Consider the following 22,694-nt stretch of genomic DNA (forward strand, 5'->3'; position numbering starts at 1 on the left):
GCGTCGCTCCCGGAAACAGGGGGGCCGCCTGCCGCCCGCCTGCCCGGCCGGCTCACGGGACGGGCTTCTCGAGCAGCGTGAACGACTTGGCCGTGCCACCGGGCTGGGGCTTGCCCTCCTTGTGGCCGACGACCCGGTAGCCGGCGCCGAGGTAGTACGCGGTCAGACGATCGTTGCCCGCCAGACAGTCGAGGCGCGACAGGGTGCGGCCCGCCTCGGCCACGCGGCGCTCGGCGGCCGTCAGGAGCTGTCGTCCCGTTCCCGGCCGGACGGCGGCATGGTCCACCATGAGGCGATGCACGTAGCCGGCCGTCGGGGGCTGTGGGCCCCAGGCCTCGGGGTCCTCCCACCACAGTTCCCAGGCCCCGACCGTACGGCCGTGTACTTCCGCGACCCAGATCTCCCCGTGCTCCATGATCCGGCGAAAGTGGTCCTCCTCCAGTTCGCCGGGCTGCCACTGGCCGGTGGTGCCCCGGGAGTTCATCCAGCGGGCGGCATCGTCGCGCAGGCGGACGAGGGTGGGAAGGTCGGCGTCGGCAGCCGTACGGAAGCGTATGTCGTTCACGAGCCGATCTTGGCATTGCGTCCGGCCGCGTCAAGCCGTGCGACGCCTCGGACGGCACGGGCCGCAGAGCCGCCACACCGGCTCCAGCACCGTCAGCGCGTCCGCAGGCTGCCGCTGTACACGTCCGTGCGGTTCCGCGGAGCCCCGGAGTTGGTCTCCGTCAGCACTGCCCGTACCCCGTCGCCGGCTGCGGCCAGGCCCTGGTAGTCGCCGAGGAAGTAGCCCCCGGCGTCGGGCGCCTCCAGCCAGTCGAAGATCCGGGAGATGCGGCGCTCGGAGCGCAGGCGCGGGTCACCGTGCGCCAGAGTGGCCAGCTGGTAGGCGGTGGGCAGGGTGGTCGTGTTGCCGGGCTTGAGGAAGCGCAGGTCGTAGTAGGTGAGCGCGACGTTGCCCCGCTTCTCGACCGCGATCGACGGTGAGAAGGCCGGCACGCCCTTGGGACTGATGAGCGCCGGAGTCCGGCTCCAGGTGCGCCCGCCGTCGGTGGAGCGCACCAGTTGGACGGAGTCGTACGCGCCGCCGGAGAAGTCCGAGCCCTCGTAGGCCATGTACAGCGCGCCGGTCCGCGGATCGATGGCCGGGCTGGGCAGCGTGGACCCCGCGCGCAGTGTCTTGGCGGGGTCGTTCGGATCGACCTCCGGCACGGAGGTGTCCCGGGCCACGGTGGTCGGAGCGCTCCAGGTCTCGCCGCCGTCGGTCGAGGTCACCACGGCGTAGTGGGCCTCGATGACGGTGCTCAGGTCGGCGGAATGGGTGATCTGGTCGAAGAAGTCGTACAGCGTGCCGGTGCGCGGGTCGACGACGATCACATGGCCGATCGTCTGCGTGTCGGGCACGGCGCTGGTATCGACGAACAGGCGTGCCTCGCTCCAGGTGCGGCCCCCGTCCCGGGTGAGGGAGATGTAGCCCGGACCGTCGAGCGAGCTGGGGCCCGGAGGGTCGTTGTCGAGCCGGTCCCACACCTGGTAGGCCGTGCCCCTGCGGACCGGGTCGGCGGTGATGGAGGGCTTGTCGTTGAAGAACGGTTCCTCGTCGACGTGCGTGGTGGTGAGATTCCGCCAGGTGCGGCCGCCGTCTCGGGACGTGACGGTCAGGAGGGCGCTGCGCGTGCTCTTCGTGTAGTCGACGCCCTCGCCACTGGCGTAGACGGTGCCGTCCGGCCCGGTGCTCGCCCAGGGGTCGGAGGCCCGCTCGAAGTCCGCGCCGCCGGGGGCGCAGGCGCTGAAAGGCAGCGTGTTCTCGTGGAAGGTGCGGCCGTCCTTGGTCCAGGAGGCCGCCAGTCCGCGCGCGGCGCCGTCGGACCAGCGGTCCTGCTGGAACACGGTGACCACGCGGTTCGGATCACGCGGGTCGACGGAGAGGTACGGCTCGACCTCGGTGCCGGGGTAGACGACGCTGTCGGGGGACCTCGCGCCGATGGTGCAGTCGGCGTACGGGTCACCGAAGGTCACCCTGTCCAGCCGTGCACCGCCGCGGACGTGGTCGGCCGCGGCAGGAGTCGTACCGGTGACCGCGGTGAGCAGGAGCGCGGCGCCGGCGGCAGCGGCGGTGATGGGCAGGCGTACGGGCATGCAGGGTCTCCTCTGGGCCTCGGCCGCCGGCGGCACCGCAGGTGTCGGGGCTGCGTCGGCGCAGGGTCATGCCGGAACGCCCGCAAGGAGGCTCCGCTCGATCTCTTTCGGCGTCGTGATCGCTGGTCTTGATGGGCCGGACGGCGGAGTCCCGGGTGTGGCACTGTCACGGCTGCGCGCAGCCGCGGGCCGGCTCACGTCCGGGACGGCGGAGTCCCGGGTGTGGTGCCGCCCTGGCGACGCGCGGCCGCGGAGCGACTCACGTCCGCGCCCATTTCGGCTCGCGCTGACGCCCCGTCAAGACACGCGGTCGGCCGAGGCCGGCGAGCTGCGGCTGCTCGCCGACGATCTTGCAGCAGCGCCGGACCCGGCACCTCGGCGGGAACGGCTCGGCTGTCACCCGGCGTCCGCGAGGACGGCTCACATCCCGGTCATGCCGCCGCCGGTGAGGCCCGGGGCCAGGGCCGGGACCCAGAAGACGGCGACGGCCAGGGCGATCGAGGCGATGCCCACGCCCCGGGCCACCAGCTGCCCGGCCGGAGCCAGTTTCTCGACGGTGATCACGGCGGTGAGGACCACCATGGCCCACAGGTTCATCACGCCGAACACCGCCAGCAGCGCCATCAGCGACCAGCAGCAGCCCAGGCAGAACACCCCGTGGTGGGCGCCGGCACGCAGATCGCGTGAGGGCCCCGGATACGAGGCGTAGCGCAGCATCATCCCGAGCGGAGACCGGCATTTCGCCAGGCAGCGGTCCTTCAGGGGGGTGAGCTGGTAGACGCCGCTGACCGCGAACACGGCCGCGGCCACCGCGGTCCCCGCCTGCGGGGGAAGGTTCGCCGCCCGGCCCAGGCCGACGGACAGCGCGTACGCAGGCAGGCCCGCCGCGGCCCAGACGAGCACATAGGCGGCCGTGAAGACGGCCATGCGTGAGACGCGGTGCGCGGTGATGGTGCGTGCGTACAGGGCGGCGACGGCCGCCGTGGCGGGCAGCATCATCGCGGCGATCATCAGCGTCCACACGCCCAGGAAGAGGGGCGGGTTCAGGCCCATGGTGCCGGGCGTGGCCTCCATACCGCCCCAGCGCGTCACCAGCCAGACCCAGGCGGCGGCCGCCGCGACCAGCAGCAGCCCGGCGGGAGCCGTCCGGTGGCGGGCGACGGCCGGCCCGCCGCTCACGCGGACCATGTGAAGGGCGCCGAGTGGCCGTTGCCGCCGGTGAAGTCCCAGGTCCGGCCGTACACGCCGTTGCCCGTCGCCCGGGTGGAGCGGGCGATCGTCAGGGTGCTGCTCGCCGGGTGGAACATCCCGGTCAGACCCATCACGGGACCGTCGTCGCCGTACTGCGGGGCGACCTGGTCCTCGATCTCGATGTCGATGGCGTCGCCGATCCGGACGGCGTGGCGGCGGCCTTCGTCGCGGTAGTCGATGGGGGTCCGCTCCACGCCGAGGACCTCGCCGATGAGCGGTGCCAGCGCCGCCATCGGCCCGCCGGCCTGGCCGGAGAAGACCTTGCCCAGCGCCTCCGCCTGACCGTCGTCGGCCGAGGCGTCGACGTACAGCGCCACCTGCCAGCCGCCGTCGGCCATCACCTGGGGCGCGTCGACGAAGACGGCGACGCTGCGGTCGGACACGTCCACGCCGTCGATGTTTCCGTCGTCCACGTGGAAGGCCAGGGTCACCTGGCAGCGCTCGTGGTCGGCCGGCGCGGTCAGGCCGGAGGTGGTGCAGGGGCACACAGCGTCGCAGTTGCAGCTTTCCAGGTACGTGCCGTTCAGATTCCAGGGCATGGTTCCGTCTCCCTGTTTCGCGTCCCCCCGCGGGGAAGGGACAGCATCGGGAGGGTCCGTCCCGTGCCGGTGCCGCTCTTCTCCAGGCTATTCCCGACGCCCCCCGGTGCGCAGTCCGGAGGGCGGTGGCCCCGCCCTCACCGGGACCGGGGCAGGCACCGGATCATCTCTGTGTGGGGAGGATCCGTGCGAGAAGGCGGGTTCCGGCAGGCTTTCGTCGTACGGTCCGACTGTCCGGGGATGCGGTGGGGTCTGGCCCGCGTCGTGCACCTCGATGAGCAGGAGGTCCGCTTTCCAGGGGGAGCACGGCGGTCAGTCGGCTGCGGACGCGCACGGCAGCGTTGGTCAGCAGTTCGAGGGACACCAGTTCGATCCGGGTGTCATCACCACGACCAGGTGGTCGTACTGCGGGACGGACGAGGCGACGGGAGCAGCCGCGGGGCTGCCGGATAGGTGGCGAGCGGAGGGACGTGAGCGTGCGCGTCCTTGATCTTTCCGGCGGTGGCGCTGTCGATCAGCGCGGCCCGGACGTCCCCGGGTGTGGCGGTGGGGTGGGCCGACAGCCACAGCGCGGCGGCGCCGGCGACGTGCGGGGCCGCCAGGGATGTGCCGGAGATGGTGTCGGTGGCCGTGTCACCGGTGTTCCAGGCCGAGGTGACGGAGGTGCCGGGGGCAGAAAGGTCGGTGCAGGGTCCGTAGTTGGAGCTGGAGCGCCGGGTGCCCTGCATCGCCGCTCGATTTTCGTATCGGACGGCACGTGGGGTGGCCGAGCCGCTATCCTCCCGGTCGGGGATGGGGGGGATCGCTGCTGCTGCCATCACATCGTCGTGCCTTCAGGAGCAGTGCGTGATGTACCGCCTCACCTACGACCCTGCCGCCGAGGCCGTCCACGGAGCCATGCCGGCCGTCGCGAGCGAGCCCCTCACGCTCGCGTTCGCCGCCGCCTGCCAGGATCCCGTCCTCGCGACGGAACCCTACGGTGAGGACGACGGTGTCATGCGGATGATCGTCACCGACCAGGCGTTCGCCGTCCTGCTCGTCGGACACGCACTCAAGACGATCAAGGTTCTACAGGTGACGTACCTCGGTTGACGGCACTGCAGGTGGCCGGCACCGCAGGTCGCCGGCACCCCGCCTTCGTGACGACGTTCGCCGTGTGCCGAGACGGATACCAGGACGGTTCCGAGACGGGTGCCGAGACGAAGGCTTCGCGGCGGCGCAGAGCTCTGCGAGATGATTCGCGGCATGACTGAGATCGTTCTGATGGCCGACCCGTTGGTCTCGGCCGTGCCGGTCCAGGAGTGCGGTGAACGGTTCGTGGACGTCCGCCGGGACAGCGCCCTGCTGGTGGACGGGCGCAAGGAGCAGGACTCCGCCGGTGCCTTCGCCCATCTGCGGGAAGGAGTGCTCGGCCGGCTCCTGGAGGCTCAGGCCCGACTGCCCTCGGGGATACGGCTGCTGTTCGTCGAGGGGTACCGCTCGCCCTCCCTCCAGCGTCGCTACTTCGACTCGTACGCGGAACGGTTGCGTGCCGAGAACCCGCAATGGCCGGCCGAGCAGGTCCGTTCGGCGGCCAGCCGCTACGTCTCGCCTCCGGAGATCGCACCGCACAGCGCCGGGGCGGCCGTCGACCTGACTCTCGCCGATGCGGACGGGCGTGAACTCGATCTGGGCACCCGTATGAACGCCACTCCGGAGGAGAGCGCGGGCGCCTGCTACACACAGGCCGACAACATCAGCGACGAGGCCCGCTCGCACCGGGAGATCCTGAGCACCGCGCTCACCGCCGCCGGCCTGGTGAACTACCCGACGGAGTGGTGGCACTGGTCGTACGGAGACCGCTACTGGGCCTTGCGGACCGGAGCGGCGGCCGCACACTACGGGCCCAGGGAACTCGACTGACCGCGCACCTCGCGCGGGGCGCCCCCTGCCCGAAAGTCGGTGGACAGTGGGGGTACAGGCGCATAGCTTGACCGCGTTGCCGATCGTGCGAGTGAGTGGGGTGCAGGGGATGGGTGTCCAGGCGGACGCGGCCGACTCGAGGAAGCCGCGAGCGAATGCCCCGACATCTTCCGACCGAAGGAACCCCCGGAGTGGATCTCCCACGTAGTTTCACCATCCGCGAGAGCAGCCACCGCATCCACAACCCGTTCACCGGCGAGAAGCTGGCCACGCTCGGCCGGGCGCTCGGGCCGGCGCCCGGAGCGCGCGTGCTCGACCTGGCCTCCGGATCGGGCGAGATGCTGTGCACCTGGGCCCGCGACCACCGGATCACCGGCACCGGAGTGGACATCAGTACGGTGTTCACCGCCCGCGCCCGCGACCGGGCCCGCGAACTCGGTGTCGCCGACCGGATCACGTTCGTCCACGGCGATGCCTCCGATCATGTCGCCGAGGCACCCGTCGACATCGCGGCCTGTATCGGTGCCACCTGGATCGGCGGCGGCGTCCCCGGCACGGTCCGTCTGCTGGAGAGCAGTCTCCGGCCGGGCGGGACGATCCTGATCGGCGAGCCGTTCTGGCGGCGCGAGCCCCCGGACCAGGAGGCCGTCGAAGCCTGTCATGCCGAAAAACGTGAGGACTTCGCCTCGCTGGCCGGACTGATCGAGCAGTTCGGCGCACTCGGCTACCACGTGGTCGAGATGGTGCTCGCCGACCAGGACAGCTGGGACCGTTACCGCGCAGCCCAGTGGCTCAACATCCGCCGCTGGCTGGACGGCAACCCCGACGACGAACTCGCCCCCACACTGCGGGAGGAGCTCGACACCGACCCCGTCCGCTACGCACGCTACGAACGCGAGTACCTGGGCTGGGGCGTCTTCGCACTCATGCGCCGCTGACCACGCCCGAGGGGCCGGCATCCCGCCGGCCCCTCCCCCGGCCCCCGGCACGATGTCGGACCAAGCGGCCGCGGCCTCGCCACGGGCAGGGACCCGCTAGCCGTCCTCCTGGTGCAGGTCCAGGCTCGTCGTCAGGCGGATCTGGGCCGTGACCCAGTGCGGGACGGCTGCGGGGGCACCCTGGACGTGCAGGTTGCGGCTCAGGTCGTCCAGGAGGCCGGCCGCGGAGTGCAGGCCGGTGCGGCGCAGACGACCCGCACTGTCGCCGAGCGCCGCGCGGGTCGCGGGGGTCAAGCGGCGCAGGCCCTGGTGGGCCGCGTCCGCCAGAGCCGTGAGGGCCGCCTCCAGGGCCTCCGTGATCGGGTCGGCCGGGCGGCGCGCGGTCGCTTCGAGCGTGGTGTCGCCGGCGCCGGGGGCCAGGTCGGGGACCGTCACGCCCCGGGCGGTCAGCACGGCCAGCGGGTCCAGCACGGTACGGCCACGGGTCCGGCCCAGCATGCCGCTTACGGCGCGGATCCCGCCGTCGCGCAGAGCCGCCGCCAGGGCGTCGAGTCCGCCGGGGCACAGCGGGTTGTATTCGGCGTGCAGATGGACGCCGTTGCCGGCCGGGTCGCGGAGCACCGCTTCGAGACGTTGCCCGGCGGGGTCGTAGCCGATCTCGTCGACCCCGTCCACCATGACCACCCGTACGGCGTCGGCCTCGACCCGGGGCCGGATCAGCCGCGGCGGGCGGTCGCCCGCCGCCCGCAGGTGCGCGGCGGCGTCCCGCACCAGCAGGCTCTCCGGGAGTTCCGTCCAGGCCGAGCCGACCGGCGTGACGCTCGTCGCGGCGATCCGCCCGCGGGAGAGGGTGACCGTGCGGTCTGCGGCGCGCGCGGTGTGCTCGCTGACGACGTTCGCGGTGGCCAGCGCGCGCAGCGGGGAGCCGAGCAGGCGGCGCTCGGACAGGTCGTGGCCCGTCGGGCACCGGTCCTCCGTCAGGTCCCAGCGCGTGCGCAGGACCAGGGCGACCCCCGCGTCGGCATGCGCGAAGTACGTCTCGGCCGTACGGTCCCGCGCGGTGCCGCCGATCCGGCAGCCGAGCGCCACCAGCCGTACCCGTCGCAGCGGTGTCACCGGTGCCTCGGCGGTGCCCAGCACCCCGACCGGGTCCTGACCGGCGGCCCGGTGCCGGGCGTGGAGTTCGGCGAGCAGCGCGGCCAGCCGTCCGGAGGTGTAGCGGGTCGAACGGTCTGCGTACGCGTCGAGTTGTTCCCGCAGGGCGGCCACCGCTCCCGCGGGCCAGTGCTGGGAGGTGGCGGCCAGGTCGCGCCCGGCGCGGCGCAGCGAGCCCGCGAACACCGGGCCCGCCTGCTGCACGCCGTCCAGGAGAAGTTCGTCGGCGAGTGCGACCGCCGCGCGCAGCGCCTCGTCCGCGGCGGCCGTCACCGTCGCACGGCCGTCCACGGTGCGACCGCCGACGGACACCTCGGTGGCCTGCTCGGCGTCCGCGGCGCGGAAGGCCCACACCGCCAGGGTGATGACCTCGGCGCGCAGCGCGGCGGCCGCGTCGGTGAGGGCGTAGCCCAGCTCGCGTGGGACCGGGAAGCGGACGGTGCAGGTGGGCAGTTCCGCGCGCGGCGCCGGATCCTCGGCGGTGGGGCGGTGCACGCGCGCGGTGTAGCCGCGGGCGCGGGTGCGGTGGGCGGCGGTCAGGGCGGTGCGGCCCAGCGCGGCGGCCAGGGCGTCGTCGTCGAACTCGCCGGGTGACCAGTTGGCCAGTGGCTCCGCGGCCTCCGGTGTCTCCTCCTGCGTGCCGCGCTGGTAGGCCAGCACCAGCCCTATGCGGTGCCGGCACACTCCCGTCGCGGCGCAGGAGCAGTCGGCCGCGTCCAGGCCGCTGCCCGGGGGCAGGGCGGTCGCGGTGCCGTCCGGGAAGGTGCCCCGTACCGTGCCGTCGTCGCTGCTGGTCACCACCGGGCCGGATCCCGCCGCGAGGTCCTTCTCGGCGCGTTTGACCAGGCCGCGGTTGGAGAGCGAGGCGAGCGTGTCAGGCGTCAGCGCCAGCAGGTCGGTGCGGGTCATCGGGCCTGCCCTCCCCGGCCGAGGTGTTGTGCGACGAACTCCGCGAGCCGGCCGGGAGTCATCGCTCCCACCGGGGCGCCCACGGCCGCCAGCCGTCCGGCCAGGTCCCGGTCGTAGACCGGGTCGGCGGCCTCGTCGAGGGCGGCCAGACACAGCACGGTGGTGCCCTGTTCGACCAGTTGCCGCACGGTGCGCACCAGGCGGAACGGGTCGCCACCCTCGTAGAAGTCGGAGATGAGGGCGACGATCGTGCGCCGTGGGTTCTCCACGAGGGATGCGGCGTAGTCGACGGCGCGGGCGATGTCGGTGCCTCCGCCCAGCTGGACGCGCATCAGCAGTTCCACCGGGTCCGTCACATCGGAGGTCAGGTCCACCACCGCCGTGTCGAAGGCGACCAGATGGGTTTTCAGGCCCGTCAGGCTCCACAGGCAGGCGGCCGTGACCGCCGAGTGGATCACCGAGCCGGCCATGGAACCCGACTGGTCCACCAGCAGCATCAGTTGCCACTGCTCCAGGTGGCGGTGGGTGCGGGAGTGGAAGTGCGGCCGCTGGATGAGGATGCGGCGTTCGTCCGGCTGGTAGTGGGCGAGGTTGGCGCGGATGGTGCCACGGAAGTCGAAGTCACGGGCGAGGGGCAGCCGGCTGGGGCGGCGGGAGCGGGATCCGGTGAACGACCGCTGCACCTGCGGCTCCAGACGTTCCATCAGCTGGCGTACGACCGTCTCCACGATCCGCCGGGCCGCCGCCAGCACCTGCGGGTTCATCAGGTGCTTGGTGCGCAGGACGGCCCGCAGCAGGGTCTGGCTGGGCTCGACTCGGGCGAGGACGTCCGGGTCGGTGACGATCTCGTGGATCTCGTACTGTTCCACCGCGTCGCGTTCCAGCCGCTCCACGGTCTCCTTCGGGAAGAGGCGGTGGATGTCGTCGAGCCAGTCCACGGCGGTCAGCCGGGACGGTCCGCTGCCGCCCTCGCGGGACTCGGCCGTCCCACGGCGCACCCCGCGGCGGCGCAGGTCCTCGTCGCGGCCGTACAGCCACTCCAATGCGGCGTCCCGGGTCGCGGACGCGCCGTGCAGTGGGCCGGTGCAGCGTTCGGCGGGGGCGCCGAGCACGAGCCGCCAGCGCTCCAGTCCGGGGTCGGGGACGGGAGGGATGTCGGACGGTGGCGGTGTCGGGGCGGGGACGGGAACCGCCGGGGGGCCGGACGATGCCGGTGCCGGGGCAGGGGCAGGGATCGGCCCGGATCCGGATGATGCCGGTGTCGAGGCAGGGGTCAGCGCGGAGCCGGACGATGCCGGTGCCGGGGCAGGGATCGGCGCGGATCCGGACGGGGCAGGGTGCTGGGTGTCGATCGGTGCCGAAGACGGTTGGTTCTGTGCGGGGTTCATCGGCCCGCCTTCCGGGCAGGGGCGGGGACGACCGGGCTCACGGTGGGCGCCCCCAGGCCGTGGCGGTCCAGCAGTCGGGTCACGTTCTTCTCCAGGGCTCCGGCGCGGGCCAGCAGCAGGGGGTCGGCGGGGGTGCGCAGCAGGGAGCGGGCCGAGCCGCGCAGTCCACGGCGCTGAAGCAGGCGCTCGGCGATGCGCTCGCGTTCGCGAGGTGGGAAGAAGGCGAAGGCCTGGCGGAGCGCGGGCAGTGCGATGAGGAAGTCGGCCTCGGTCAGTGCCGATACGACGTCGTCGACGAGGTCCACCAGGGAGTGTTCCCCGGCCGTGGTGCCGTGTGCGACCTCCTCGCGGGCCACCGTGAAGAGCCCGGTCAGCCAGTCACCGAGGGTGTCCACCGCGGCCGCGGCGAGCGCCCGCACCACGGGCCCGGGATCGTCCGGGACGCCCAGTGCCCAGCGCAGGCCGAAAGCGGCGCCGCGCAGACCGGGCGGGGCGTGCGGGTCGCGGCTGATGCGGGCGCCGGCCTCGGCGGCGAAGGCAGGGGATACCGAGAGCAGGCCGGGCGCGTGCCGCAGCGCATCCCGCGCGGCCGCCAGCGCGCGCAGTGCGGCCAGGTCCACCCCGGGGCCGCCGTGCAGCCCCTCCGCCAGCCGGAACACCCGGTCGACGGAGCTGCCCACCACCCCGCCCAGCAGCCGGTCCCGGGCCGTGCCGAAGACCCGGTCGTGCCGCCACAGACCCAGCGCCGCGGACAGGATCTCGCCGAGCGGGCCGAGGTCCCCGACCTGCCCCACCTTGGCCGCGAGCGCCGCCAGCACATCGGCGCAGAGCGGACCGGCCCCGCACAGCACGGCGTCGAACAGCAGCCCTGCCAGCGCCCCGACCTCCGGGCCCGCCGCGCGCATGCGCTCACCGAGCAGCGCCGCGGCCGCCTCGTCCAAGCGTGCGCCGTAGGCCCCGGCCTCGATCAGCGCGGCCTCCCGCCCGGCTCCCGCCGGGCGGGATTCCCACACCTCGTTGAACACCGGGTCGGTCCCGTCGGCCGGGCCCGAGACACGGGTGAAGCCCGGCACTTCCAGCACGCGCAGTCGGTGCAGGACGCGACTGCGGTGCAGGTCTCCCTGACGGGTCAGGTCGAGCCTGACCGTTGCCTCCGCGTCCGTCAGCCCGAAGTGGGCGAGGTGCGCGGCCACGTCGTGCACCAGCGGCGGCAGCGGCGTGTCCGGGTGCAGCCGGCCCACTGCCTCGCCGGTGCAGGCGGCGACCATCTCCACCACCACCGGATGGGTGCCCGCGCCCAGGGTGCCCCGTGCCGTCCATGGCAGCGGCCGGTCCAGGTCGTCGGCGATCAGCGCGCCGGCCAGGCCGTCGAGGACGTCCACCCTGGTCTCGTACGGGTGGCCACGCAGCCGGGCCAGGCCCTGCGACAGTGAGCGGGCGGCGATCAGATCGGCCGTGGACAGCGGGATCCGCCGGGCCCGCAGCCGCTCGGTGACCGCCCGCGACAGGTCCTGCCCGGCGACCGTCGGGCCCGTCTCCCACAGCCGCTGGTAGTAGCCGGGCGAGGGCATGCCGGACTGGTACCCGGCGAAGGCGTCCAACTGCCGGAAGGTGTACGGCACGAGGAAGCTGCCGCCGACCGCGCCGTCGGGCGGCTCGGGCACGGCGGGCCAGTCGGCCGGGGCATCCGCGTGCCGTGCGGTCAGCGCCCGCAGGGCCGGCTGGTGGAAACCGCCGGTGACCACCAGCACCGGCCGGTCGCCGGCGTGGGCCGACGCCGCGCGCACCCAGGAGGCCATGTACTCCTCGCGTGCCCGGTCCCCGGCGTCCGCCTCCGCGTCGCCGCGCACCAGGTCGAAGTAGGTGTCGAGTCGGGCGCGCAGCTCCTGCGGGTCCGTGCCCGGCTCCGTCACCTCGAACAGCCCGTCCCACAAGGCGTCCACGGAGTCCACGGCGAAGTGCCGGCACAGTCTGCGGGTGGCCTCCGCGTACCGTGCCTCCGCGTCCGCGTAGCGGTTGGCGTACCGGTCGGTGTGGCCGGCGACGGCCGGATGCCAGGCGGGCAGGTCGACGAACCGTACCTCGGCACCGGCCGCCCGGCCCTCCCGCAGCGCGATCCACTCCGGGGAGTAGTCGCACAGCGGTGTCCAGGACGTGGCGACGCGACGGTCGTCGCGGTAGTGGCTGAACACGGCGATGGGCATGGTGTGTTCGAGCAGCAGCTCGTCCAGCCGGTCGTTCATGTCCGCCGGGCCCTCCACCAGTACGAAGGCCGGCCGCAGCGTCCGGATCGTGTGGGCGACCAGATGTGCGCAGGCGGGTGAGTGGTGGCGTACGCCGAGGAAGACGGCGGGCTGAGGCGCGGTCCTTTGCGCCCGCCGCGTCTCGGCCGCCGACCGTTTCGACGCCGGGGCCGGCATCAGTCCGCCAGCAGGTGACGGGCCTCGTGCAGGGCCTGCCACTGCGGGCCCTGCCGGCGGGGTGCCTCCTGTTGCAGGAAGCGGCGCAGCCGGGCGAGGTCCTCGGGGCTGTCCTTCGCGGCCGTACCCGCCAGGCAGGCCACCACGTCGGCGGCGCCGCCCGGTTCGCCGCGCAGGAACCAGGCCCGCACGCCCACGGCGTGGGCCACGGACACGGCCTCCGCGGTGCTCATCACCGTCGACATCCGCTCGCCCTGCGCCGCGGCACCCCGCAGTTCGCGGAAGGTGGCGACCAGCACCTCCAGCACGTCCCGGCGCGGTGGCGGCTCCACCCCGGACTGCCGCAGCAGCTCCGCGGCCTCGGCCTCCACCAGCCCGAGTTCGGTCTCGAAGTCGGCGATGGGGAAGACAGTCTCGAAGTTGAAGCGCCGTTTGAGGGCGGCGCTCATCTCGTTGACTCCCCGGTCGCGGGTGTTGGCGGTGGCGATGACGTTGAAGCCCTGCCGGGCGAAGACCAGGCCCTGGGGCCCGTCCAGTTCGGGAATGGTGATGACCCGGTCGGAGAGCAGGGAGAGCAGGCAGTCCTGCACCTCCAGCGGGCAGCGGGTGATCTCCTCGAACCGTACGATCCGGCCCTCGGCCATGCCGCGGAGCATCGGCGCGGGAACCAGGGAGCGGGCGGAGGGGCCTTCGGAGACCAGCAGCGCGTAGTTCCAGGAGTACTTGATCTGGTCCTCGGTGGTGGCCGCGCCGCCCTGCACGGTGAGCGCGCTGCTGCCGCTGACGGCCGCCGCGATCAGCTCCGACAGCAGCGACTTGGCGGTGCCGGGCTCGCCGACGAGCATCAGGCCGCGGTTGGTGGCCAGGGTCACCAGGGCCCGCTCCACGAGGGAGACGTTGCCGACGAACTTGCGGCTGATGCCGTCCTGTTCGTCGCCGACGATGAACCGGCGGGCCGCCCGCATGCTCAGCTGCCAGCCCGGCGGGCGGGGATCTTGGTCCGTGGCGCGCAGGGCGGCCAGTTCCTCGGCGTGGCGGACCTCGGCGGGCGGGCGCTGGAGCAGCGCCTCGCCGGCCTCTTCGACGGTGGCGGTCACTTGGCGGTCACCTCGGTGAGGTCGGCGAGGACTTCGGAGGCGATGACCGGGTCGAGGTCGCCGAAGCGCAGCGTGTGCTCCCGGCTGGGCCAGTAGTCGCCGGGCGCGGAGTCGAGCCAGACGTATTCGAAGGTCTGGTCGGGGAACATGTCCGGCGTGCCGACGGCGATGCCTTCGTCGAGTCCGATGACCACGTAGTGGTCGTCGTCGATGCGGCGGTGGAACCAGCGCTCCACGCCCGCGTCCTGCGGGATGCCGCGTTCCCAGCCCCGCTTGGTGAGGCCGAGCAGCTTGCCCACCGGCACCTTCGCGCCCTCGAACCGGGTCAGCCGGTGGCCTGCTGCCTCCTCGTCGGTCAGTGCGAGCACGGCCCGGCCCAGCTGCGTGAACGGCTGGAGGATCTCGTAGTCGGCGAACAGCTCCGACCACGCGTCGAGGTCGTCCGCCAGGTGCAGCGGGTGCGCCACACGGACCGTCGTCCCGTCGGGCAGTGTCAGCTCGTCGTCGTGGACGTCGGCGAAGGTGCGGTCCTCCGCCACCCGGAAGGCCGTCGCGGTGCCGCCGGTTTCGGCGATCCAGACCAGGCGGCGCACCAGGTGCCAGACCAGTGGATGGGCTACGAACAGTTCGCGGAACTCCGCGGCGGTCCAGGTGCGTTGCGTCACCATCGCCGCCTCCAGGCGCCGCACCTGGTCGGCGGCGACGGTGCGGACGTCCTTCTTGAGCGCGGCGAACCGCTTCCGCTCGGCCGGGGCCAGCTCCGGATCGTCCTTGACGCCGGGTGTGGGCAGCGCCTTGCGCTGCTTGCCGTCGGCGTCCCGGACGTAGGGGCGCAGCTGCTCGTCGAAGCCCACGGTGAACTGCCGGGGGCCGTAGTCGATGACGGTGCTGCCCTGCGCGTCGAGGCCGAAGTCGGGCACGAGCCGGTCCCCCAGCTGCTCCCCGGTCAGACCCAGCCCCTCGGCGACCTCGGCGATCTTCTCCTGGGCGCGCAGTTTGAGTGCCTTGAAGGGAACCCGCTGGGAGATGCCGTGCAGGTGCATCAGCGCCACGTCGGTGCCGATGGTCGCGAGCACGGTCAGGCCCTCCACGGCGCGGTGGTGGCCGCCGTCGCCGGGCCAGGACCGCACGACGGGCGTGAGCCGGCGCACCGTGTCGTCGTCGCCGAGCCAGCCGAGCGCGTGCAGCGCCCAGTTCTCCTTGGGCGGCATGCCGACCAGCCGCCACTGCTCGAACAGGCCCCAGGCGAAGGCGGCGAGGGAGTCGGCGGTGCAGTGCGCGGTCAGCACCTCCAAGCCCGGGTAGACCTCGCCGGGCTTGGACAGGGCAAGCAGCATCAGGGCGTTGCGGACCGAGTCGGCGGGCAGGGCGGCGCCGTCGTTGAGCAGGATCTGCGGCAGCAGTACCGGATCCGCCCAGGCGCCGATCGTGGGCAGGCGTACGGGCAGGGCGCTGACCAGCGGGTCGACGGCCAGTATCTCCTCGACGATGCCCGCGGCCTCCTCCCCGCACCCGGCGACGGCCGCCGAGACCGCCGCGTCGCCGTGCGCGTCCGCGAGCAGCCGCAGCGCCCGCTCCGCGCCTCGCCGGACGCTGCCGACCGGCCCCACCGCGTGCGGGAGGAGGAAGGGCACCGCGTCCAGGCCGTGCCGGGTCAGCCAGGCGCGGGCGGTGGCGTCGGCGGACCGCAGCCGCGCCAGCCAGTCGCACACCAATGCGGCGACCTCGGCGTCCCGGTACGGCAGCAGCAGCTCGCCCAGTGTGCTCGGGTGCCGGACCGCGGCGCGGTGCACCAGTGGCAGGGCGGCCTCACCGTGCTTGGCGACGACCGGCTTCAGCACCGTCTCGCCACCCCAGTAGTTCTCCGGGGCGTAGTCGGCGAGCAGCGGCCGTACGACGTCCTCGGGGCCGTCGACGAACAGGCGCACGTCCCAGAAGCTTCCGAGCCGGCCGGTCTGCAGGAGGTACTCGATCTCGCGGGACCAGTCGTAACCGACGCGCCAGCTGCCGTTGCGGGTGTCGGCCTTGGCCCAGGCCTCCTGTTCGCCCGGCTGCCACACCACCCGCGGCTCCGGGGTCGCGGGTGTCTCGGCGGCCACGCGTGGCTTGCGGGCCTTGCGCTTTCCCGCCCACGGCGGGCTGACCAGCAGCGGGGGCAGCGCCTCGGCCGGAGCGTCGGCCACCCGGTCGGTGCGGTCGAGGTGGGACGACACGTGGTCGGCGACCTCTGCGGGCAGCTCGGGCAGCACGGCCGCGGTCAGTTCGGCGTGCGCGAGGACGTGCGCGACGAGCAGCTGTCCGGTCATCGACGCGTGCCTGCCGGAGCCGGTCGCCGTCGCGCCCAGCAGGCGCAGGGCGCGCACCGGGTACCGGCGCATCGCCTCCAGCAGGTGCGGGCGGACGTGCTTGTCGTCGACGCGGTCCAGCAGAAGGCCGAACGCCTCGTCCGTCGGCAGTTCGACCACGACGTTCGCGAATGCCTTGGTCTGCTCGGAGTTGTAGGCGCGGTCGAGGGCCTCGTCGAGGAGCGGGGCGAAGGCCTTGCCGGTGCCCTCGGCGAGGGTGGCGACGAGCGCCGTCGTCCAGCCGTTCCAGACGAGGCCCGCGCGGCGGCCGAAGTGCTTCAGCTGCTCCGGGGAGTTCAGCGAGCACAGCAGCATCGCCCGCAGCAGTTCGTCGGCCTGCTGCACGTCGACGCAGCACTCGTCGACCCATTCCTGTTCGGTGGGCAGCAGGTAGGACACGACGATGCGGCGGCGTACGCCGGTCCGGCAGCCGGCCAGTGCGGCGACCGTCTCCCGGTAGGTGTCCTCGTCGGCGACGGTCAGCAGGGCGCGCACGCGGTCGGCGAATTTCGACCGCGCCCAGTCGTTGCCGGTGGTCGCGCCCGTGCGGAAGCCGAGCCAGGGGTCCTCGCGGCGGCCGCCGTACTGGTGGTAGTTCGGGACGACGTCGAAGTACTCGACCACGGCCTGAGCGGCGAACGCCAGGCCGTGGGCGCGGACCCAGGCGTCGACCTGGATGCCGTCCGGGTACTGCCAGTGGAAGGTCAGCGCCGCCACCACGGCAGCGCCCAGGGGGTTGTGGCGGCCCTCCAGGTGGGCCCTGGTGGCCTCGACGATACGCGGGTCGCTCTTCGGGGCGGTGAGCATGGCCTCGATCCAGCCGGCCTCCTCGTGCAGCCGGAACGCGGTCCGCTGTGCGGCCTCGGGGTGCAGCCCGGCGACGCTCCGCTCGATCCCGCCTCGCCGCGGATACACCAGCCGCCGCCAGGCGGCCGGCATCCGGAACGTCTCCTCGTCGGGCAACGCGACCGGCCCGCCCTTTGCCGCCGGCTGTCCGACGGCCCCGGGAGCCTCCCCCTCGACCTGCCCGTTCGCCGGGCCTTCCCCGACCGACTCCGTGCGCCGCACAGCCCCTCCTCCGCCGACCCCTGACGGGATCGATCGCTTGATCAGATGGCCGTCACGGTATCCGGAGCGACTGACAACGCCCCGACGCCCGGGGAACGCCGCCGGTCGGCCACCGCCGGGAAGCCCACACATCCCCCTCGACACATGTCCCCACGGCACACATGCCCCCCGACACAGCCCGTCGGCACACGTGCCCGTGGCACACATGCCCCCGGCACACACCCCGTCGGCACACATGCCCTTGGGCACACATGACCACGGCGCACACCCCGTCGGCACACGTCCCCTCGGCACACACCCCGTCGGCCCCAGCTCGGCCGCAAGGTCGTGTCACGGCGGGAACGCCGCCTCCTGCACCGCAGGTCAGGGACGCCGAGAAGGCCCGTCTCTCATGTCACGGCAGGAACGTCACCTCCGGGAAGGCACGGGACGGGCCGTCGAGCAGGTGGCCGGGCCGGTTCCGCAGGTGCCGGTCGAAGAACGCGAGGGGGTACGCCTGCTGGATACGCACCGCCCGGGTCGGGGCGAGCGTGCCGATCCGGTCGCGCAGTTCCTCCTCGCTCATCCCCACCGCCTCCGCGAGCTGCGGGATCAGCACCTGGTTGTCGCCGTATGAGGAATGGACGGCGCCCTCGGCCCCGATGTCGAGCCGCCATCCGTGCAGGTGCGTCCAGAACTCGGCGACGCTTGGCTCCCGGGTTCGGGTGAACTCGGCCGTCATCATCATGAACGGGCGGTCCAGGTCGCCGGTGAGGGCCGGCAGCATCGGCCCGTCGAGGCTCAGCCCGGCCCGGACGCGTGGGTCGTCGAGCATGACGCGAGCGGTCGCCGTCCCGCCCTTGGACCAGCCGAACATGCCGATGCGCCGCGGGTCGATCGAGTCGGCCAGACCCGCCGGCAGGGGCAGGCCGTCGGCGTCGGGATTGCGTCCGGCGGCGAGGCCGTCCACGCAGCCGAGGACGAATCGGATGTCCGCGGCGAAGTCCGCCGGCCCCATCGCGTGTTCCGGGTCCCGGAGCGGGGTGAGGATCCGCCCGTCGGGGAATTCCGTGAAGGCGTCGTAGGTGTGGTCCACCGTCACCACCGCATAGCCGTGACTGGCGAGTTCCTGCACGACGACGGTGTGGTCGGCTCGGTGGCTGTGCGCACCGTGCGAGAACACGACGACCGGCAGTTTCCGGCCGCTCCACCGCACCGGGGCGCTCCGGTGGGCGGCGGTGAGCGGCACCTGTGCGGCGTCGACGGGAAGATCCGCGGCCACGAGCAGTTCCCGCAGCGCGCCGGCGGACATCCAAGGCACCAGCGGGTACCGCTCGACGTTCCGGGCGGGGTACCAGACGCTCGCCATCAGCTCCCGGTGGTGCCCCGGTCCCGCCACGGGGTCCGGGCGAGCGGCGTCGACCAGGTGCAGTGCCACCGTGCCGACCGGGTACGGCCCGGTCGGGTCGGGAAGGGTGAGCCGCACCGGGGCCGGCGCGCCCGAGGCCGCCCGGGCCGGGCCGGCGACGCCGAGCGGCACGGCCGCGCCGACGGCGAGCGCGGCTCCCAGCAGACGACGGCGCGTCAAGGTGTCCCGGGCGGTGGACGGTGCGGTCGACATGGCCCCTCCCTGGGTCTTGCGGACGGAACCGGGCTCGACCGCCCGGCCGTCGGCCGTGCCCGCGGTCGTGCTCCGGTGTGCTGTGCGAAGGTTCGTACGCATGGGCGAGACGCTGTCATCCGCCGCAGCCGAGCGGCATCGGCCCACCGGATGCAATCCACGGTCGCGTCAGACCAGGGATCTACATCCCCAGATTGAGTGGGTCACCGGGCAACGGTCCGCCGACCGGATGTAGTTGCGTATTCCGGGACCGCCCGCACGCACTCCGGGGCCTCGCCGGACCGGCGGTCCCCTCCCCCGGTCGCGACGCTGCGGCGGTGATCGCGGTAGGCGAACCCACCGTGCCGGCGTGGCTGGACCGATGGCAGGTCCGGTGGCCCGGCTCCGTGGAACTGCCGACAGGGCCATGCGGGTTGCACCTTCAGCGGGAGCGAGCCGAAAGCGGGACCGTCGTCGTTGTGCAGAGCGCTCACGACCACGACAGGACAGGAAAGGCCCCACGATGCACCGTCACACGCTCCTCCTCTCCTTCTGCGCCCTCCTGAGCGCAGCCGCGACCGGATTCCTAGCCACCACCGCCATCCGCAGCCGGTACACGGCGCGCTGACGGTGCCCGCCCGCACCGGCGAAACGTTCCGGAATGGTGAACCGCCCGCCCGTGGCCGTCCGGCGGGAGGGACGGCGGCCAAGGCAGTTGCCCAGCAGCTATGCGAGATCACGGTTCGGTGTCGACCGGGCCGGCCACCGCACCCCGCGCAACTCACCAGCCGTTGACCCGCCATGCACGACGAATCCGGCTCGACCAGCACCGCCCGCCTTCTGGGCTCCTACTGGCTGGACTCCCCCTACTGGCACCCCCAGCAGCCCTGCTGCTGCTTCACCTCACCCCCGCGACGGCGGGGGCGCAGGGTGCTGATCGCCCGCACCGTGCTGACCGTCACCGCGTACGCCCTCATCATCACCGCGCTCGCCCTCATCGTCACCGGCTGACCGCACCATGCTCCGGCCGTCGCCGCCGCACTCGTTCCGGCGAGTCGCACGAGAGCCGCCGGCCCGGCGGTCGGCGGCCGTCGGTCGGCGGCCGGCGTTCGGCGGTCGGCCTCGCAAGGAGCAGAGAGCGGTCATCGGCCGCTGGACGTAGGTCCCGCGCCCCATGCGCGCGCCGGGTCCGCCGTCTAGGGTCGATGATCATGAACACGGGGATCGTTGAGCGCCCGACGGCGCAGCGTGTGCGCGACACTCTGGAGCGACTTGGTACCGAGCGGGACGTGTGGGTGTCTACGGCGCACCCCGAACACGGGCCGCACCAGGTGCCGCTGTGGTTCCTCTGGGACGGGCGAGCGGTGTGGATGTGCACCGGCGGCACGTCCGTGACCGCGCGGAACGTCCACACGGAGCCGCGCGTACGCCTGGCGCTGCCGGACACCTTCGACGTGGTGCTTCTCCAGGGCGATGCCGAGGGCTTCCCGGCCCACGAGGTGAGCGCGGACGCGGCGCAGGCGTTCGCCGACAAGTTCGGGTGGGACCCGCGCGCGGAGGAGGGTTCTTTCCTCTACATACGCGTGGTGCCCAGGATGGTGCGTGCCTGGCGAGGTGGGCGGGAGCTGGCCGGCAGGGTCGTCATGCGCGACGGGACCTGGCTGACCTGACCTGCCGCCGGAGTGCCCGGGCACGCTCGGAGACACCGGGGCGAGCCGGATCGGCATCCCTGACGTCGCGGGCATCGGGGTCGCGGAAGGGCCCGTCGGGGTGCCGCCGCGGCCGGCGGGCCGGGGTGGTGAGGACGGCGAGGCAGGTGACGACGAGCGCTATGCCGGCCCAGCCGGCGGCGGGCAGGCGTTCGCCGACGACGGCGACGGCGAGTACGGCCGCGACGGCCGGTTCGAGCAGGGACAGCGTGGTCGCGGTGCTGGCGGGGACGTGCGCGAGACCCCAGCCGAACAGGACGTAGCCGACGAACATGGGCACGAGTGCCATGTAGGCGCCGACCGCCGCGTTGGACCAGGAGCTGACGAGCGGAGCGCCGGTGACCGCCAGAACGGGCAGGAGGAGCAGCCCACCGAGCCCGAAGACGGCGCCCATCGCCGCACGGGAGGGTGTCCCCCGGGTGATGAGCCGGTGCGCCGCCCAGGAGTAGAGGGCGTAGGTCGCGGCCGCGACGAGGCCGAGGGCAACGCCCAGCAGCGTGCCGGCCACGGATGCCCGTCCCGTGTCGTCGGCGGCGTGGGCCGCCTCGGCCGCACACAGCAGCACGGTGCCGAGCAGGCCGAGGGCGGCCGCGGTCGTCCAGCGGCGGGTGAGCCGGTGGCCGTCGACGGCGCGTTCGATCAGGGCCGAGGCGAGCGGGGCGGTGCCGATCGACACCACCGTGCCCACAGCGACGCCCGCCAGGTGCATGGAGCTGTAGAACGCCAGGGGGTAGACCGCCACCGAGGCGGCCCCGAGCAGCACGGTCCCCCGCTGGTCGCGCAGCCGTACCGCGTGGCGGGCGATCCGCGGCGCGGCGAAGAGTGCCTGGAGGAGGCCGCCCACGCCCATGGCGACGGCACCGATGGCGAGCGGGCCCACGTCCGGGGCGAGCGTGGCGGCCGTGCCTGTGGTGCCCCACAGGACGGAGGCGGCCAGCACGCACAGCACGCCCGTCCCCGTGGTCCGGCCGGGTCCGCCGGCGCGCCTCACAGCCGGTCCAGCAGGCCGGCCGCCAGGGAGCGGGCGTGCTCCAGGCGGCCGCCGTCGCCCTCCAGACCGGCGCGGGCCATCGCGCCCTCCAGGAGGAAGGACAGGTGCTCGGCCATCGCCTGTGCCGCGTCCGGGCGGTCGGGCAGCAGCCGCTCCAGATGGCCGGCGATCAGCCGCTCGACTTCCTCCTTGTGGGCGCGCACCACGCTCCGGCCCTCGTCACCGGCCGGCAGCTCGGCGGCGGCGTTGAGCAGCCCGCAGCCGCGGAAGCCGTGCTCGTAGGCGAACGCGGCGTGGTCGGCGTAGGCGTCGAACACCGCCAGGACGCCCTGCCGCGGGCCCTCGGCCTGTTCCAGCCGCGCCCGGTACAGACCGAGCCACTCGTCGTGCCGGGCGTCGAGATAGGCCCTGACCAGGGCGGCCTTCGAGGAGAAGTTGTTGTAGAGGCTCATCTTCGCCACACCGGCCTCGGCGGTGATCGTGTCGATGCCGGTCGCCGCCACACCATCGGCGTAGAAGCGGCGGGCGGCCGCCGCCAGCAGCCGCTCACGTGCCGGGCGCCGCCTTCCGCTCTCCTTCGCGCGCACTTCCGCCTCGCTCACCACAGCTCCCAACTAGGTAGGTAGGTCTACCTAGCATAGCCCCCTGGGAGGGGCACGCGGCTCACGGGCGGCCGGTCGCGCGGGGGACGGCTGCACTGCTCGCCGCCGACGGACTCCGCCCGGGCGCTTTCCGGGGTGCCGTCCTTTCGGGCTTCCCGCAGTACGCGGTGCTCGACGGCTCCCGCATGCGCGCCTCAGACGGACGGTCTCGCGCATACGCCCCTCAGACGGACGGTCTCCCGCGTACGCCCCTGAGACGCGCGGTCTCGGCGCGGCTGGTCAACCGAGGAAGATGCTGTGCGTTCCGGGCACCTGCACCGCCAGCCCGGGAGGGATGATCTGGACGACCCCGCCCGCGCAGCCCGGAACGTTGTGGACGAGGGCGGGTACGTCCGTGACGTTGAAGACGCTCGAGAGCTGCGGGATCTCTATACAGCCACTCGGCCGGGTGTGAACGATTCCGTCGATCACGAGGAACCCGTTGGTGGCGTAGGCCGAACCGGGGACGGCGAGCGCGAGCACCCCGGCGGCGGCGAGCGTGGCGAGTGTGGAGCTGATGTGACGCATGGCGTACCTCCTGACGTGCAGGCCGAGGCACATCCCGGCCCTGCAACCGACCGTACGGAAACGCGCACGCACTGCATCCCGGCGTCCCCCAAGCGGAG

The 22,694-nt window shown here is 73.2% G+C and carries 18 protein-coding genes and 1 pseudogene; 5 read left to right on the forward strand and 14 right to left on the reverse strand.

The annotated features are described in order from the left end of the window. Positions 1 to 52: 52 nt before the first annotated feature. The 5 genes and pseudogenes from JK361_RS30455 to JK361_RS30475 form a co-directional block, all read right to left on the reverse strand. Positions 53 to 565 (reverse strand): GNAT family N-acetyltransferase, encoded by a 513-nt coding sequence (locus JK361_RS30455; protein WP_307787355.1) that lies wholly within the window; start codon positions 563 to 565, stop codon positions 53 to 55. 92 nt (positions 566 to 657) lie between these two features. Next, positions 658 to 2,136, reverse strand: a complete 1,479-nt coding sequence (locus JK361_RS30460) for a sialidase family protein (protein WP_201824265.1) — start codon at positions 2,134 to 2,136, stop codon at positions 658 to 660. Positions 2,137 to 2,556: 420 nt separating this feature from the next. Beyond that, positions 2,557 to 3,315, reverse strand: a complete 759-nt coding sequence (locus tag JK361_RS30465) for a DUF2182 domain-containing protein (RefSeq protein WP_307787356.1) — start codon at positions 3,313 to 3,315, stop codon at positions 2,557 to 2,559. Then, entirely contained in the window at positions 3,312 to 3,926 is a 615-nt protein-coding gene (locus tag JK361_RS30470; RefSeq protein ID WP_201824269.1) for a DUF1326 domain-containing protein, read from the reverse strand. Before JK361_RS30470 ends, JK361_RS30465 begins: the two co-directional genes overlap by 4 nt. Positions 3,927 to 4,309: 383 nt before the next feature. Continuing rightward, a pseudogene (locus JK361_RS30475) lies at positions 4,310 to 4,642 on the reverse strand (S8 family serine peptidase); the annotation flags it as partial. A gap of 133 nt (positions 4,643 to 4,775) precedes the next feature. Between JK361_RS30475 and JK361_RS30480 the strand changes: the two are divergent. The 3 genes from JK361_RS30480 (at position 4,776) to JK361_RS30490 (ending at position 6,766) form a co-directional block, all read left to right on the forward strand. Continuing rightward, the gene (locus JK361_RS30480; protein ID WP_236053807.1) at positions 4,776 to 5,018 is read left to right on the forward strand and encodes a hypothetical protein; all 243 of its coding nucleotides are present in this window, start codon (positions 4,776 to 4,778) and stop codon (positions 5,016 to 5,018) included. Between the two features lie 153 nt (positions 5,019 to 5,171). After that, complete coding sequence (locus tag JK361_RS30485) at positions 5,172 to 5,828, forward strand: M15 family metallopeptidase (protein ID WP_201824274.1); 657 nt, start codon at positions 5,172 to 5,174, stop codon at positions 5,826 to 5,828. Between the two features lie 191 nt (positions 5,829 to 6,019). Beyond that, complete coding sequence (locus tag JK361_RS30490; protein ID WP_201824276.1) at positions 6,020 to 6,766, forward strand: SAM-dependent methyltransferase; 747 nt, start codon at positions 6,020 to 6,022, stop codon at positions 6,764 to 6,766. A 96-nt stretch (positions 6,767 to 6,862) separates the two neighbouring features. On the opposite strand, the gene JK361_RS30495 is transcribed toward JK361_RS30490, so the two are convergent. The 6 genes from JK361_RS30495 to JK361_RS30520 all read right to left on the reverse strand — a co-directional run bounded on the left by JK361_RS30495 (position 6,863) and on the right by JK361_RS30520 (position 18,850). Then, positions 6,863 to 8,830: a YehQ family protein gene (locus tag JK361_RS30495; RefSeq protein ID WP_201824278.1), complete on the reverse strand. Its 1,968-nt coding sequence runs from the start codon at positions 8,828 to 8,830 to the stop codon at positions 6,863 to 6,865. Further along, the gene (locus tag JK361_RS30500) at positions 8,827 to 9,942 is read right to left on the reverse strand and encodes a VWA domain-containing protein (RefSeq protein ID WP_307787357.1); all 1,116 of its coding nucleotides are present in this window, start codon (positions 9,940 to 9,942) and stop codon (positions 8,827 to 8,829) included. Before JK361_RS30500 ends, JK361_RS30495 begins: the two co-directional genes overlap by 4 nt. Before the next feature lie 272 nt (positions 9,943 to 10,214). Continuing rightward, the gene (locus JK361_RS30505) at positions 10,215 to 12,524 is read right to left on the reverse strand and encodes a DUF5682 family protein (RefSeq protein WP_201824340.1); all 2,310 of its coding nucleotides are present in this window, start codon (positions 12,522 to 12,524) and stop codon (positions 10,215 to 10,217) included. Positions 12,525 to 12,637: 113 nt separating this feature from the next. Next, positions 12,638 to 13,735: an ATP-binding protein gene (locus JK361_RS30510; RefSeq protein ID WP_201824282.1), complete on the reverse strand. Its 1,098-nt coding sequence runs from the start codon at positions 13,733 to 13,735 to the stop codon at positions 12,638 to 12,640. Continuing rightward, positions 13,732 to 17,148, reverse strand: coding sequence for a DUF4132 domain-containing protein (locus tag JK361_RS30515; RefSeq protein ID WP_307787358.1), 3,417 nt, complete (start codon positions 17,146 to 17,148; stop codon positions 13,732 to 13,734). The genes JK361_RS30510 and JK361_RS30515 overlap by 4 nt, the downstream gene beginning before the upstream one ends. 394 nt (positions 17,149 to 17,542) lie before the next feature. Continuing rightward, positions 17,543 to 18,850: an alpha/beta hydrolase family protein gene (locus JK361_RS30520; protein ID WP_236053810.1), complete on the reverse strand. Its 1,308-nt coding sequence runs from the start codon at positions 18,848 to 18,850 to the stop codon at positions 17,543 to 17,545. Positions 18,851 to 19,528: 678 nt separating this feature from the next. Between JK361_RS30520 and JK361_RS30525 the strand changes: the two genes are divergently transcribed. Together JK361_RS30525 and JK361_RS30530 are read left to right on the forward strand one after the other, a co-directional pair. Continuing rightward, entirely contained in the window at positions 19,529 to 19,738 is a 210-nt protein-coding gene (locus tag JK361_RS30525) for a hypothetical protein (RefSeq protein WP_201824285.1), read from the forward strand. A 197-nt stretch (positions 19,739 to 19,935) separates the two neighbouring features. Beyond that, a complete protein-coding gene (locus tag JK361_RS30530) occupies positions 19,936 to 20,397 on the forward strand; it encodes a pyridoxamine 5'-phosphate oxidase family protein (RefSeq protein ID WP_201824346.1) in 462 nt (153 codons plus the stop codon). Here JK361_RS30530 and JK361_RS30535 read toward each other — a convergent pair. From JK361_RS30535 to JK361_RS30545, 3 genes are all read right to left on the reverse strand, one after another. Further along, positions 20,369 to 21,427: a DMT family transporter gene (locus JK361_RS30535; protein WP_307787359.1), complete on the reverse strand. Its 1,059-nt coding sequence runs from the start codon at positions 21,425 to 21,427 to the stop codon at positions 20,369 to 20,371. The two genes, JK361_RS30530 and JK361_RS30535, sit on opposite strands and share 29 nt — an antisense overlap. Then, positions 21,424 to 22,029, reverse strand: a complete 606-nt coding sequence (locus JK361_RS30540; RefSeq protein WP_307787360.1) for a TetR/AcrR family transcriptional regulator — start codon at positions 22,027 to 22,029, stop codon at positions 21,424 to 21,426. Before JK361_RS30540 ends, JK361_RS30535 begins: the two co-directional genes overlap by 4 nt. Before the next feature lie 279 nt (positions 22,030 to 22,308). Continuing rightward, the gene (locus tag JK361_RS30545; RefSeq protein WP_201824292.1) at positions 22,309 to 22,596 is read right to left on the reverse strand and encodes a hypothetical protein; all 288 of its coding nucleotides are present in this window, start codon (positions 22,594 to 22,596) and stop codon (positions 22,309 to 22,311) included. Between the last annotated feature and the right edge of the window lie 98 nt (positions 22,597 to 22,694).

The sequence above is a fragment of the Streptomyces musisoli genome, from assembly GCF_016741855.1.
GTDB lineage: Bacteria > Actinomycetota > Actinomycetes > Streptomycetales > Streptomycetaceae > Streptomyces > Streptomyces musisoli.

What these genes read in the sequence shown, in the direction of transcription:
- JK361_RS30485 (WP_201824274.1), top strand. Translation starts at nt 5,172, where the DNA reads ATGACTGAGATCGTTCTGATGGCCGACCCGTTGGTCTCGGCCGTGCCG.
- JK361_RS30520 (WP_236053810.1), bottom strand. Translation starts at nt 18,850, where the DNA reads ATGCGTACGAACCTTCGCACAGCACACCGGAGCACGACCGCGGGCACG.
- JK361_RS30495 (WP_201824278.1), bottom strand. Translation starts at nt 8,830, where the DNA reads ATGACCCGCACCGACCTGCTGGCGCTGACGCCTGACACGCTCGCCTCG.
- JK361_RS30460 (WP_201824265.1), bottom strand. Translation starts at nt 2,136, where the DNA reads ATGCCCGTACGCCTGCCCATCACCGCCGCTGCCGCCGGCGCCGCGCTC.
- JK361_RS30480 (WP_236053807.1), top strand. Translation starts at nt 4,776, where the DNA reads ATGTACCGCCTCACCTACGACCCTGCCGCCGAGGCCGTCCACGGAGCC.
- JK361_RS30545 (WP_201824292.1), bottom strand. Translation starts at nt 22,596, where the DNA reads ATGCGTCACATCAGCTCCACACTCGCCACGCTCGCCGCCGCCGGGGTG.
- JK361_RS30525 (WP_201824285.1), top strand. Translation starts at nt 19,529, where the DNA reads ATGCACGACGAATCCGGCTCGACCAGCACCGCCCGCCTTCTGGGCTCC.
- JK361_RS30470 (WP_201824269.1), bottom strand. Translation starts at nt 3,926, where the DNA reads ATGCCCTGGAATCTGAACGGCACGTACCTGGAAAGCTGCAACTGCGAC.